Below are 12,700 nucleotides of genomic sequence, written 5' to 3'. Positions count from 1 at the left end.
GGTGGGGAAGCGTACTGCTCTGATCTGGAGGTTTCAGGTGCCCAGTCCCACCGGTCCGGTACTCGTCGTGGACTTCGGGGCGCAGTACGCGCAACTGATCGCGCGCCGCGTGCGTGAGGCCCAGGTCTACTCCGAGGTCGTCCCGCACACCGCCACCGCCGAGGACATCCTCACGAAGGACCCCGCCGCGATCATCCTTTCCGGTGGTCCTTCCAGTGTGTACGCGGAGAACGCCCCCGCACTCGCCCCCGGGCTGGTCGACGCCGGCGTGCCGATTTTCGGTATCTGTTACGGCCACCAGGTGCTCGCGCAGGCACTCGGCGGCACGGTCGAGCCGACCGGGACCCGCGAGTTCGGCCGCACCGAGGTCCGCGTCGCCGGTGAGGGTGGCGTCCTGCACGCCGGCCTCCCCAGCAGCCAGCCCGCCTGGATGAGCCACAACGACAGCGTCACCAAGGCCCCTGAGGGCGCCACCGTGACCGCGTCGAGCGAAGGCGCCGCCGTCGCCGGGTTCGAAGACGTCGAGCGCCGCTTCGCCGGCGTCCAGTACCACCCCGAGGTGCACCACTCGCCGCACGGCCAAGAGGTGCTTCGCCGCTTCCTGCACGACATCGCGGGCATCCGGCCGCAGTGGACGACGTCGTCCATCGTCGACGACCAGGTCAAGCGCATCGCCGAGCAGGTCGGCGACGGCCGGGCGATCTGCGGGCTTTCCGGCGGTGTCGACTCGGCGGTGGCGGCCGCGCTGGTCCAGCGCGCCATCGGCGACCGGCTGACCTGCGTGTTCGTCGACCACGGTCTGCTGCGCTCCGGTGAGCGCACCCAGGTCGAGCGTGATTTCGTCGCCGCGACGGGGGTCAACCTGGTGACCGTCGACGCGCGTGAGCGGTTCCTCGACGCGCTGGCCGGGGTCACCGACCCCGAGGAGAAGCGCAAGATCATCGGCCGCGAGTTCATCCGCGTGTTCGAGCAGGCCGAGCGTGACCTGAAGGCCGAGGGCGACTACAAGTTCCTGGTCCAGGGCACGCTGTACCCGGACGTCGTCGAATCCGGCGGCGGTGAGGGCGCGGCGAACATCAAGAGCCACCACAACGTCGGTGGGCTGCCCGACGACCTGCGGTTCGAGCTCGTCGAGCCGCTGCGCCTGCTGTTCAAGGACGAGGTGCGCCGCGTCGGGATGGAGCTTGGGCTGCCGGAGACGATCGTGCGGCGTCAGCCGTTCCCCGGGCCGGGACTCGGCATCCGGATCATCGGCGCCGTCGACGCCGAGCGGCTCGAGACACTGCGCGCGGCCGACGCCATCGCGCGCGAGGAACTCACCGCGGCCGGGTTGGACGGCGAGATCTGGCAGTGCCCGGTGGTGCTGCTTGCCGACGTCCGCAGCGTCGGCGTCCAGGGCGACGGGCGGACCTATGGGCACCCGATCGTGCTGCGGCCGGTGTCGTCCGAGGACGCGATGACCGCCGACTGGACGCGGCTGCCCTACGAGGTGCTGGAGCGGATCTCGACCCGCATCACCAACGAGGTCGCCGAGGTGAACCGGGTGGTCCTGGACGTCACGTCCAAGCCGCCGGGCACCATCGAGTGGGAGTGACCCGCACCGCTCCGACTTGCGTTTAGCCCCCTAAGCGCGATCTGGCGACCCAGGGCACCCGCGTGACCCGGATCGCGATCAGCCCGCTAAACGCGATCCGGTGCTCGGGGCCCACCGGATCACGATTAGGGGGCTAAAGTCGCGCGGCCCCGCGCAAGGCGAAGGCCCCGGCGAGTGGCCGGGGCCTTCGGAGTGGAGTGGATCGTGAGCGGCGCCGCTAGCGGCGGCTCTTGCGCACCGAAGCGGCGAGCAGCAGGACACCGACGAAGATCGCCCCGCCCGCCATGACCCACCGGAAGTCGAACCGCGGGAGCCACGAGGAGCCGTCCGAGAGGACGTACCCCGACACCAGCAGCGTCGCGATCCCGACGATCAGCGTGAAGACGTCTACCCCGCGCTTCGCGGGCTGAGCCGACTGCGTGCTGTCGTAGTTGTCGTAGTCGTACTCAGCCACGACGCACCTCCACGTTTCCGACACCGTTCTCGACCTGCAGGACGATCTTCTGGCCGCTGGTACCCGCCGAGGTGAAGTCGACGGTGTCCACGCCGACCCCCGAGCGAGACTGGCCGAGGCAGTCGACCTCGCCCGCTCCGGTCTCGCAGGTGACCTTCACTTCGGCACCCGCCGGCACGAGCACCGTCGAGTTGCCCGCTCCGTTGGAGACCTTCGTGGTCACCGGCGTCCCCGCGGGCAGCTTGGTCAGGTCGAGGTCGATGTTCCCCGCAGAGCGGTGGTACTCCGGTAGCACCTCGGACGCCGCGCTCGGTGTCGCCTTGATGTCACCGAAGCCGCCCTTCGCGGAGAAGTTCTCGAACGGGACCGTCGTCAGCGCCATCCCGACGATCGCCAGCGGCACCGCCAGCCCGATCAGCCCACGACCGCCCCGGACGAACGAACCGGCGACCAGCCCGATGCCGACCACACCCAGGGTGAGCCCGACGACGTGCTGCACGGTGAACCACGCCTCGCCGTCCAGGTTCAGCACGGTGCCGATCCCGGCGACCAGCACGGCGAGCCCGAAGGTCGCGGCGCCGATCTTCGACTTCCGGCCGCGAGGCGCCGGCGGCGCGGGAGGGGTCTGCGGCGGCAGGCCGCCGGACGGCGAAGCGTTCGGCAGGTCCCAGGCGGACGGGTCGGCCGCGAGCGGGTCCCAGCCGCTCTCGGTCGCCGTCGAGGCCGAGGTCGCCGCCGACGCCATCGAGAACGCGGCGGTCGGATACGCCGGAGCGGGCATCACCGGCCGGTTGAACTGACCGCGGTTGCGGTGCAGCAGGTACAGTGCGACCGCCATCAGCGCGAAACCGATCAGCCCGGTGCCGTCGGTCATCCAGCCGCCGCTCAAAGTCCAGGTGAGACCGGGGAACAGCAGGAGCAGCAGCAGCACCGCGAACGCGGGTGAGCTCGACGCCCTGCCCCGGCCGATCAGGCCCTCGAACGCGGAAACGCTGTCGCCCTCCTGCGGCAGGAACAGCCAGCCCAGCAGATAGACGAAGACGCCGAAACCGCCGAACACGGTCGCCGCGACCAGCGCGACGCGGACCACGGTCGGGTCGATGCCGTACCGGTAGCCGATCCCGGCGGCGACGCCGGCGAACTTGCGGCCGTGCGCCGGGCGGACCGGCCTGCTCCGCCAGAAATCCTTGACGGTGTGTTCGAAGCCGGCGGCAGGGCCGCGCCTCGGTGTATGTGTCTCACTCCCACTCATGCCACAAAGAATGCGCCCCGGTGACCTCCCGCCACATCCGGGAACGTCCCTGAGGTTTCCCCAGCGGGAAGAGTCAGGGGTTTCCCCGATGGATCAGTACCGCACTCCATGTGACCATGGAGAACGTGCAGGAATCCGCCTCCAACGACCTCGCCGAGCAGGGGAAGCCGACGCTCATCGAGCGCACTCCGGTGCCCGTGCCCGGCAGCCTGTCACCGGCGCCGTTCGAGCCGCCCAAGATGTACCGGCGCCGGTCCGGCCGCGCCATCGCGGGTGTCGCCGCCGGCCTCGCCGACCACCTCGGCGTCAGGGTGCTCTGGGTCCGGACCGCGTTCGCGTTGCTGGCCGCGCTGAATGGCATCGGCCTCCTCGCGTACGGCCTGCTCTGGGTCTTCGTCCAGCAGCAGACCGGTGACGTCGAGCCGGAGAAAGCCGCGCCGAAGGAGAAGCAGCAGGCTTTCGGCCTGATGGCGCTGGGTGTCGGTCTCGCCGTCGCCAGCGGCACGCTGACCGGCCTGATCAGTGGCTGGGTCGCCATCCCGCTGGCACTGGCCATGATCGGTGCGGCGGTCGTCTGGCGTGAGGCCGACGAGTCGCAACGGAGGCGCTGGCGTCTCGGCGCGAAGGGCAGTGTCGCAGGGGCCTTCCTCGGCGGCGGGGGCTGGTCGGCCGCGATCCGTGTGGTCGCCGGTGTCGCGCTGGTGATGGCCGGCATCGGTGTCGTGGTCCTGCAGAGCGGCAGTATCGACCAGGTCAAGTTCGCGCTGGTCGCGGTGATCGCGACGCTGTTCGGGGTGGCCGTGCTGACCGTCCCGTTCTGGCTGCGTCTGGTCCGTGACCTCTCCGACGAGCGCACCGCCCGCGTCCGCACCGACGAACGCGCCGAGATCGCCGCCCACCTGCACGACTCGGTCCTGCAGACCCTCGCGCTGATCCAGAAGCAGGCGGAATCGCCGCGTGAGGTCGCCAGGCTCGCGCGCGGTCAGGAACGGGAACTGCGCGGCTGGTTGTACGGGCCGACGGGGTACGGAAAGAGCCAAAAGACCGAAGAGGAAGCGATCAGTGGGCAGTTGTCCGAGGTGCTCGCGGCCGCGTGCGGCGAGGTCGAGGACGCGTTCGCGATTTCGGTACAGCAGGTCGTCGTGGGGGAAGCCACGCTGAACGAGCCGCTGACCGCGCTGGTGCAGGCCGCCCGCGAAGCGATCGTCAACGCCGCGAAGCACGCGGGAGTCGACGAGGTCAGCGTGTACGCCGAGGTCGAGCCGACGTCGGTGACGGTTTTCGTGCGCGACCGGGGCAAGGGTTTCGACCCCGAGGTCGTGCCGGGCGATCGGCACGGTCTCGCCGATTCCATCCGGGGGAGGATGGAACGGCACGGGGGCAAGTGCAAGCTGCGTACCGCACCGGGTGAAGGAACCGAGGTCCAGCTGGAGATGCCGGTCAAGGCGGGGAAGGGTGCGGCGTGAGGTCGCTATGCTCACGGGACAGGGCGAGCGAGGGAGCATCGTGACGGAGAACCAGCAGACGCGGGAGCCGGTCAAGGTCTTCCTCGTCGACGACCACGCGCTCTTCCGGGCAGGCGTGCGCACCGAACTGGACTCGATCACCGACGACGTGCGCGTGGTCGGTGAGGCGGGCTCGGTGGCCGAGGCGGTCGCGGGGATCGCGCGGACCAAGCCGCAGGTGGTGCTGCTCGACGTGCACATGCCGGACGGCGGCGGTGCCGAGGTGCTGCGCCGGATCCGTCCGGAACTGCCGGATGTCGTGTTCCTCGCGCTCTCGGTCTCCGACGCCGCGGAGGACGTGATCGCCGTGATCCGTGCCGGGGCCCGCGGTTACGTCACGAAGACGATCTCGTCGAAGGAACTCGTGCGCGCCGTCGTGCGGGTTTCCGACGGTGACGCGGTGTTCTCGCCGCGGCTGGCCGGGTTCGTACTCGACGCGTTCGCCGACCGGCCGGGCTCCGCGCCGATCAGCGACCCGGACCTGGACCTGCTGACGCCGCGGGAACGCGATGTGCTGCGGCTGCTCGCGCGCGGGTACGCGTACAAGGAGATCGCGTCCGAGCTGTTCATCTCGGTGAAGACCGTCGAGACGCATGTGTCGAGCGTTCTGCGGAAGACGCAGCTTTCGAACCGGTACGAGCTTTCGCGCTGGGCTTCCGACCGGCGTCTCGTCTGAGTGACGCCCGTTCTCATCGGCCTGGTGGCCGTGTTCTTCCTGGGGATGGGCCTGCTCGGGCTCGTCGCGCCGGGGCGGCTGATCCGGCCGTTCGGGATCACGCTGGACTCCGCGACCGCGCGGACCGAGGTGCGCGCGGTCTACGGCGGCTTCGGGGTGGCGATCGCCGTGCTGCTCGGGTTCGCGGCCTTCGACGTCGGCGGGATCCAGCGGGGCGCCGCGATCGCGGTGGCCGTCGCGCTCGCCGGGATGGCCTTCGGGCGGCTGGTCGCCCGGTTCGCGGAGCGGCCCGAGCGGTTCTATCCGAGCTGGCTCTACTTCTGGGTCGAGCTGATCATGGCCGCTTTGCTCGTCGTCTCCGCCCTCTGACTCGCGTCGCCTTTAGCGGGCTAAATCGCGATCCGGTGACCGTGGCGACTTTCGCGGGCTAAGTGCGATCCGGTGAGCCCCCAGGCCCCGCCGCGTCGCACTTAGCCCGCGAAAGTCGTCCCGCCTGCCCTGGGAGGTGCCGGGCGGGCGGAGCGCGATCAGCCCGCTAAACGCGGGTCACGGCGCCTCCCCCGCGGTCGCGAGGGGCCGCTCCACCACCGGGGCGGTAGCAAAGGTCCCCCGCTCCTTCTGGCGGAGCCGGGTCAGCGCGACGCCTCCCAGCACGACGACCATCCCCGCGATCACCCGGAAGTTCAGTGGTTCCCGCAGGAACACCGCCCCCAGCAGCACCGAAACCACCGGCAGCAGGTACCCGACGATCGACGTCGCGACGGCGCCCTCACTCGCGAGGAGCTGGTAATTCAGCGCGAACGCGATCCCGGTCGACCCGATCCCCAGAATCACGACCGCGACGACGGCACCGGTGCTCAGGTGTACCGGTTCGAAGCCACCCATCGGCATCGCCAGCAGCAGGAACCCGGTCGCGAGCAGCATCTGCCCACCCGCCAGCGACATCGGCGAGTCGCCGGTGCCGGTCAGGTACTTGCCCTCGTAGACGAACGCGAACCCGTAGCTCGCGGCCGCCGCGAGGCAGGCCAGCGCACCCCAGCTGAGCAGCCCCGAGGCTTCCCAAGGCGCGAAGATCAGCAGGATCCCGGTGAGCCCGGCGATCAGCCCGGCGACCCGGACCGCGGTCATCTTCGTTCGCGTGCCCAGCATCGGCGCGGCGAGCAGCACCCACAGCGGCGTCGTCGCGTTCAGGACGCCGGTGATCCCGGAGTCGACGGTCAGCTCACCCCACGCGAACAGCAGGAACGGCAGCGCGTTGTGGAAGAACGCCGCGACGGCCAGATGTCCCCAGATCCGCCGTCCCGACGGCAGCCGGTCCCGGCCGAGATAGCAGAGCCCGATCAGCACCGCCGCGCCGAGCGTCACCCGCGCCAGTACCAGCTGCACCGGGGAGAACGCGCCCAGCCCCAGTTTGATCCAGAAGAAACTCGATCCCCACATGAGCGCCAGCGCGCCGATCCGCAGCAGGGTCTTCGTCTCGCCCACCCCAGTCCTCCCTTACGCGTCGGCTCAGCTTCGCCGCGCCGACGCGTAAGGACAAGCGAGAATTACTGCAGGGAGCTTTAAGAAGAACTGTAAGATCGGACCATGCTGGACGTCCGCCGCATGCAGGTCCTCCGAGCCGTGATCAGCAGCGGCTCGATCACCGCCGCAGCCAGGAACCTCGGCTACACACCTTCCGCGATCAGCCAGCAATTGTCCACGCTGGAAAGGGAAGCCGGCGTCGAACTGCTCGAGCGCGTCGGACGCGGCGTGCGGCCGACGCCCGCCGGTTCGCTGCTGTCCGAACACGCGGAAACATTGAGCACCCAGCTCGCCAAGGCTGAGGCCGCGCTCACCGAACTCAAGGAAGGCCGCACCGGCAGACTCGCGATCCGCTATTTCGCGACGGCCGGTGCCTCACTGGTGCCCCTGGCCGTCGCCGCGCTGCGCCGGGACTTTCCGGGGGTCCGCCTCGAACTGAAACTGGTCGAGCCCGACGATTCGATGCTCGAGATCGAGTCGGGCAAGGCCGACGTCGCGATGATCGTGCTCCCGACGACCCTTCCCCGGGTCAAGGGTGTCGAGTACGTGCACCTTCTCGACGACCCGTACCGCGCGATCCTGCCGAAGAACCACCGGCTCGCCCGTAAACGCGTCCTCGATCTCGGCGAACTCGCGGAGGATCCGTGGGTCGGCGTCGACGGCCTGCCCGGCGCCTGCCGCGACATCCTGCTCGACGCGTGCGGCGCGGCCGGATTCGCCCCGAACCACGTCGTCGAATCCGAGGATTACCAAACGGCGCAAGGGTTCGTGGCCGCCGGGCTCGGAGTCGCGCTGATCCCGGAACTCGGCCTCGGCGCCCCGCACCCCGGCGTCGCGATCCGCAAGGTCCGCCGCCCCGATCCGGTCCGCTCCATCCATGCGGCCGTGGCCGCGCACGCCAGGGAACACCCCGCGGTGCGACGGTTCCTCAGCGCGATCCGTGAAGCGGCGAAAGCGGCCTGACCGGACAGGCAACCGGGATTGACCAGGCGGGCACGAAAACCGGCTGAGCTTGATCAGCCGTGCCGGCGGTCGACAACCTGGCAGGGAAGCCACCGACCCCGCCGGCGAAAGGACCTCCGTGCGTCCCCTGATCATCCTGCACGGCTCTTGGCACCAGCCCGCCCATTTCGACGACATCGCCGAACGCCTGCGCCGGGAAGGCGTCGAGGTCACCGTTCCCGACCTCGGTGCGCGCCCGATCGCCGAAACCACCCGGACCGTCCAGGAAATCGTCGACCGAGCGGCCGAACCACCGGTGGTGCTCGCGCACTCCTACGGCGGAGTGACCGCCAGCGGGCTCCAAGGGGTCTCGCATCTGATCCTTCTGGCCGCGATCGTCAGCGAACCCGGTGAGACAGCTCAGTACTGGATCGAGCGGATCAAGGAGGAAACCGGACGCGAACCCGAGTCGCTGCCCTTGACCTTCGACGACGCGGGCATGACCCATCTCGACCGCACCGCCGTCCGCGAGGCCCTGTACGCCGACTGTTCGGACGCCGTCGCCGAATGGGCCACGGCCCTGCTGCGTCCGGAGCCCGTCACGATCTTCGACGAGTCGCCTGAGGGCGCGGCGTGGAAGGAAACCCCGAACACCTACCTCACCTGTGCCGAAGACCGGGCGATCGCACCGGAAATGGTCGCCCACTTCGCCGCACGGTGCGACACGCAGGTGACCTGGCGGGCGAGCCACAGCCCGTTCCTCAGCCGTCCCGTCGAACTGGCGGCACTGGTTCGCGAGCGGCTGTAGCCTGCCCGGTTGTTCAGATCAGGAACAGTTCCGCGAACAGCACCCCGATGAGGATCGCCGCCACCACGGCGCCCGCCGTGATCAGCCACTTCCGGGTGTCGGGCGACTTCGCCGCGGCCGGCGCGGGTGCGTACTGCTGCTGCGGCGGCGGCGGGTACTGCTGCTGCGGTGGGGGCTGATACTGCGGCGGCTGGTGCTGAGGGAACTGCGGAACCGGCTGCTGCGGCGCCTGCTGCATCGGCATCGAGGCAGGCATCGTCGGCATGGCGGGCGCGGTCGGCGGAATGAACGCCGTCTGCCGCCCCTCGGTGATCGCGCCCAGCGAGCGGACGGTGTCGGCCATCGTCGGCCGCACGTCCGGCTCGGCCCGCAGCATCTTGCGCAGCGCACCGGCCAGCGGACCGGCGGTCTGCGGCGGCCGTTCCGACGACTCGCCGTCCTCGCCGAACGGCGGTACGCCTTCGACGGCCGTGTACAGCGTCGCGCCCAGCGAGAACACGTCGGACGCCGAAGTCGCCGGTTCGCCGCGCGCCACCTCGGGCGCCCGGTAGGCCGGACTCGCGCCGCCACCGGTGATGCCGATATCGGTGAGTTTCACGCCGCCGTCGTCGGCCAGCAGGATCGTGCCCGGCTCGACGGTCCGGTGCACCACCCCGGCCTCGTGCATCGCGGCCAGCGCGCGGCCGAGCATGATGCCCAGCGCGGCGGCCTGTTCCGCGGTCAGCCTGCCGTGCTCGGCCAGGAAGGTCGACATCCCGCGCGACGGGATGTACTCCATCACCAGCCACACGTCCGGGCCGTCGGGCAGCACGTCGTACACCTTGATGGCGGTGGCGTGCTCGAACTTGGCCGCGTCCTTGCCCTCCTGGACGACGACGGCCTTGGCCTGCTCCGCCCGGTCCGGCGGCAGACCGACGGGCAGGTACATGCGCTTCATCGCGACCGTGCGCAGCAGACGTGTGTCGAACGCCAGCCACACGATGCCCGCCCGGCCACGCCCGATGGGCTGGTCCAGGCGGTACCGGCCGCCGACGATGGAACCTTCAGAACTCAATGGATCACGTTCCGGCGGGAGTCGGGGTCGTTGTCGGGCTCGGGGTAGTGCTCGGCGGAGGGTCGTCAGGGGAAGACGGCGGCTTCGGAGTCGACTTAGGAGTCGACTTCGGCGGGGTCGGCCGATTCGGCTCCTGCGGCTGAGTCGCCTTGCTCGAAGTCTTCTTCGACGAGCCCGCCGTCTCCTTGGGCGGCTCGGCCGATTGCGTCTCCGACGGCGATTCCGTCGTCTCGGGCGCCGAAGACGTCGCCGACGGGGTCGGCTTCGTAGAAGAGTTCCCCACCTGCGCGGGCGTCTCCGGGTTGTTCGGGCTCAGCAGCCAGAAGCCCAGCGCGGCCAGCGCCACGACCACGACACCGCCGATGATCGCGGGTTTCTTCCACGCGCCCGGCTTCTCGTCGTCCTCGTCCGCCGGGCTGGTCTGCGCACGGGTGGGCGGCGGTGGGGGAGGAGGAGGCGGGTCGTCGTAATCGTCGTAGGAATCGTTGTCGTAGTCGCCCGTGGGCACCGGGACGGCGCGTGTGGGCTCCGGGCCACCGGGGTGGCCGCGTTCGGACAGCAACGCCGTCTCGTCGTAGTTGTCGTACCCGTCGTAATCGTCTTCCGGGTACTTCGACGCGGGCGGCTGATGGTAGTCGTCCTCGTCGTCGTAGTACGGTCCCGCCGCGGCCTGCTCGTCGAGGAGTGAGCCCGAATGCCCGGCCGCCTCACTGTCGAGCGCCTGGGTCACGCCGGCACCCGCGAGCGCGCCCGCGACGGGGGCGGCGAGCACGGTTTCGTCCGTGGGACCGCCCAGCGGCGTTTCACCCCGCGCGACAGCGGCGAGGAGTTCCTCGCACTCTTCGGCGGTGGGTCGGTGCCGGATCTCCGGATGCAGCAGCACGGCCAGCACGCTGGCGAGCGGGCCGGACTGGCGCGGTGGGATGATCTGCCCGGCCGCGACCGCGTGCAGCAGGCTCAGCGTGTTCTCACTGAGGCCGAACGGCGGCTGGCCTTCGCAGGCCGCGTAGAGCGTCGAGCCGAGTGAGAAGACGTCGGACTCGGGGCCCGGGTCGCCGCCGATGGCCACCTCGGGCGCCAGATAGGCGGGGGTTCCGGCGATCATCCCGGTCTTCGTGACCGTGACGTCGTCCTTGGCCCGCGAGATGCCGAAGTCGGTGATCTTCACGGAGCCGTTGGGCGCCAGCAGGATGTTGCCGGGCTTGATGTCCCGGTGCACGATGCCGACCGCGTGCGCTTCGGTCAGCGCCGCCGCGACCTGCGCGCCGATCCTGGCCACCTCGATCGGCGGCAGCGTCCGATGCTCCTGCAACTCCTGGGCGAGGCTGGTGGAGTTCAGGTACTCCATGATCAGGCACGGCTGCCCGTTGTCGTCGGTGACGACGTCGAACACCGAGATGGCGTTCGGGTGGTGCAGCCGGGCCGCGATCCGGCCCTCGCGCATCGTGCGCTGGCGGGCGTCCTCGGCGTCGTGAGCCTCGAGGCCGGGCTGCAGCAGCAACTGCTTGATCGCCACCGTGCGGCCGAGTACTTCGTCGTGCGCTTGCCAGACGGCACCCATCGCGCCCGTGCCGATCCGCCCGGCGATGCGATATCGACCGGCGACCAGGCGACCCTCGTCGCTCACGCGACCTCCCTTTGGGCTCCGTCTTCACGTCGCGGAGTGGTCCGCGCACGCGGTGCGGCCTTCAGCACGCCACAGCGTTGGAGCGTATGCACATGTAGTGGTCTGTGTGCCGGCTTTCCGAGACCGACTCGTGACAAGGCTAGGCCCTCACTCTGCGCACACACACGCGGTACGCTCTGATCGCCCTGGGTGGAGGGCTGTTTCACGCCCGGTATCCGTCACATGTGCTGCGCGGACAGCAGCCGGGCGTCGGTGATCAGACCCGTCGTCTCGTCGGCGAATTCCAGCACTTGCGTGACCCGAACCAGGCCGCCGTCCGGATTGCGCATGGTCACCACGGTGAGGATCGTGCCGTCGGCCTGCTCCCGGATGTCCTGGATCTGGATGGCGTCCATGGTGCTCCACGCCTGGATCAGCATGCCAGCTTCGGAGTCGGCCAGCACCGGCGTGAGCAGCGACTTCGCGCCATAGGGGTCGGCGTCGACGGTCTGGTAGAACTTCCGGACCGCGTCGATCTTGTCCTCGGCCGTGCTGATCGCGGCCGGTTTGGCGATCGGCTGCGAACTGGTGCTGCTGGCCGCCGAACCCCGCCGCGGGACCGGACCCGAGCCGGTGCCCGAAGCCGGATGGGCCGTCGTGCTGGTCCCCGGCGGCGTCGGCGTCTCCCGCTTCTGCCGCGGTTCGGTGGCGTCCGGGACGGCGAGCCCGCCGAGCGCGGCGGCTCCGCTCATCACCTCGGGCGCCGCGGCGCCCGGCAACGGGTCCTGCCGCTGGGCTCCCGCGAGCAAGCCCGCGGTGACAACGGCACCCGCGACCAGCAGTCCGGCGGCGACCAGGCCTGCCAGCTTGGCTCGCCGGGCGGCGCGGCTTTCCGGCTCTTCCTCGGGCTCTGGCCGTGGCGACGACTCTTCGCGGGTGCGGGCGGGAACGAACTTCTGCGGCTCGCGAAAGACCTGCTCCAGGTACTCGCGGTCGACGCGGTTGTCGTTCAGGATCTCTTCCGGGATGACGTCCTCGACACGTACGGCGTCCTCACGCCGTATGCGCTGTCGATCAAGCACGAAATTCCTCGCTCTGGTTTGGGGCAGACGTCAGGCCGTTCGGCCGACGCCTCTGATCCGCGGTCGTTTTCTGAACGGTGCGGACCCTGCTGTCGTCAGGTAACCCTGTGGAGACGGTCCGCGGCCAGGCTCTATCGCCGGAATGCCGTCGCGATACGACGAACGGCAGCTTAGGTCACCCACCCGGACCAGGGACAACCGCT

Annotated in this window: 12 protein-coding genes; 6 read left to right on the top strand and 6 right to left on the bottom strand. The window is 70.0% G+C overall.

What is annotated here, in order from left to right:
- The first annotated feature begins 37 nt into the window (after positions 1-37).
- The gene (guaA, locus tag ACM6LU_RS02075; RefSeq protein WP_414935865.1) at positions 38-1,594 is read left to right on the top strand and encodes a glutamine-hydrolyzing GMP synthase; all 1,557 of its coding nucleotides are present in this window, start codon (positions 38-40) and stop codon (positions 1,592-1,594) included.
- Between the two features lie 217 nt (positions 1,595-1,811).
- Here the strand turns inward: guaA and ACM6LU_RS02070 are convergent, their stop codons facing one another.
- Both ACM6LU_RS02070 and ACM6LU_RS02065 read right to left on the bottom strand, forming a co-directional pair.
- On the bottom strand, positions 1,812-2,048 hold the full coding sequence (locus tag ACM6LU_RS02070; protein ID WP_414935864.1) for a hypothetical protein: 237 nt from the start codon (positions 2,046-2,048) through the stop codon (positions 1,812-1,814).
- A complete protein-coding gene (locus ACM6LU_RS02065; RefSeq protein WP_414935863.1) occupies positions 2,041-3,300 on the bottom strand; it encodes a PspC domain-containing protein in 1,260 nt (419 codons plus the stop codon). The genes ACM6LU_RS02070 and ACM6LU_RS02065 overlap by 8 nt, the downstream gene beginning before the upstream one ends.
- Before the next feature lie 110 nt (positions 3,301-3,410).
- On the opposite strand from ACM6LU_RS02065, the gene ACM6LU_RS02060 reads away from it, so the two are divergent.
- The 3 genes from ACM6LU_RS02060 to ACM6LU_RS02050 are packed head-to-tail and all read left to right on the top strand — an operon-like array spanning position 3,411 to position 5,850.
- Entirely contained in the window at positions 3,411-4,766 is a 1,356-nt protein-coding gene (locus ACM6LU_RS02060) for a PspC domain-containing protein (protein ID WP_414935862.1), read from the top strand.
- 7 nt (positions 4,767-4,773) lie between these two features.
- A complete protein-coding gene (locus ACM6LU_RS02055; protein WP_125680018.1) occupies positions 4,774-5,481 on the top strand; it encodes a response regulator in 708 nt (235 codons plus the stop codon).
- Positions 5,482-5,850, top strand: coding sequence for a DUF4345 domain-containing protein (locus tag ACM6LU_RS02050; RefSeq protein ID WP_414935861.1), 369 nt, complete (start codon positions 5,482-5,484; stop codon positions 5,848-5,850).
- Between the two features lie 177 nt (positions 5,851-6,027).
- Here ACM6LU_RS02050 and ACM6LU_RS02045 read toward each other — a convergent pair whose 3' ends face one another.
- Positions 6,028-6,966, bottom strand: a complete 939-nt coding sequence (locus ACM6LU_RS02045; RefSeq protein WP_414935860.1) for a DMT family transporter — start codon at positions 6,964-6,966, stop codon at positions 6,028-6,030.
- Between the two features lie 102 nt (positions 6,967-7,068).
- On the opposite strand from ACM6LU_RS02045, the gene ACM6LU_RS02040 reads away from it, so the two are divergent.
- Both ACM6LU_RS02040 and ACM6LU_RS02035 read left to right on the top strand, forming a co-directional pair.
- Complete coding sequence (locus ACM6LU_RS02040) at positions 7,069-7,968, top strand: LysR family transcriptional regulator (protein ID WP_414935859.1); 900 nt, start codon at positions 7,069-7,071, stop codon at positions 7,966-7,968.
- Positions 7,969-8,086: 118 nt separating this feature from the next.
- Positions 8,087-8,755 (top strand): alpha/beta hydrolase, encoded by a 669-nt coding sequence (locus tag ACM6LU_RS02035; RefSeq protein ID WP_414935858.1) that lies wholly within the window; start codon positions 8,087-8,089, stop codon positions 8,753-8,755.
- A 13-nt stretch (positions 8,756-8,768) separates the two neighbouring features.
- On the opposite strand, the gene ACM6LU_RS02030 is transcribed toward ACM6LU_RS02035, so the two are convergent.
- The 3 genes from ACM6LU_RS02030 to ACM6LU_RS02020 form a co-directional block, all read right to left on the bottom strand.
- Positions 8,769-9,809 carry a serine/threonine-protein kinase gene (locus tag ACM6LU_RS02030; protein WP_414935857.1) on the bottom strand — a complete coding sequence of 347 codons (1,041 nt, stop codon included), beginning with the start codon at positions 9,807-9,809 and terminating at the stop codon, positions 8,769-8,771.
- A 4-nt stretch (positions 9,810-9,813) separates the two neighbouring features.
- Positions 9,814-11,436, bottom strand: a complete 1,623-nt coding sequence (locus ACM6LU_RS02025; protein WP_414935856.1) for a protein kinase domain-containing protein — start codon at positions 11,434-11,436, stop codon at positions 9,814-9,816.
- A 218-nt stretch (positions 11,437-11,654) separates the two neighbouring features.
- Positions 11,655-12,497: a hypothetical protein gene (locus ACM6LU_RS02020; RefSeq protein ID WP_414935855.1), complete on the bottom strand. Its 843-nt coding sequence runs from the start codon at positions 12,495-12,497 to the stop codon at positions 11,655-11,657.
- Between the last annotated feature and the right edge of the window lie 203 nt (positions 12,498-12,700).

Source organism: Amycolatopsis sp. cmx-11-51 (assembly GCF_047608665.1).
Taxonomy (GTDB): Bacteria; Actinomycetota; Actinomycetes; order Mycobacteriales; family Pseudonocardiaceae; genus Amycolatopsis.
Note: the sequence above shows the minus strand (reverse complement) of the source record. Positions and strands in the feature narration are given on the sequence as shown.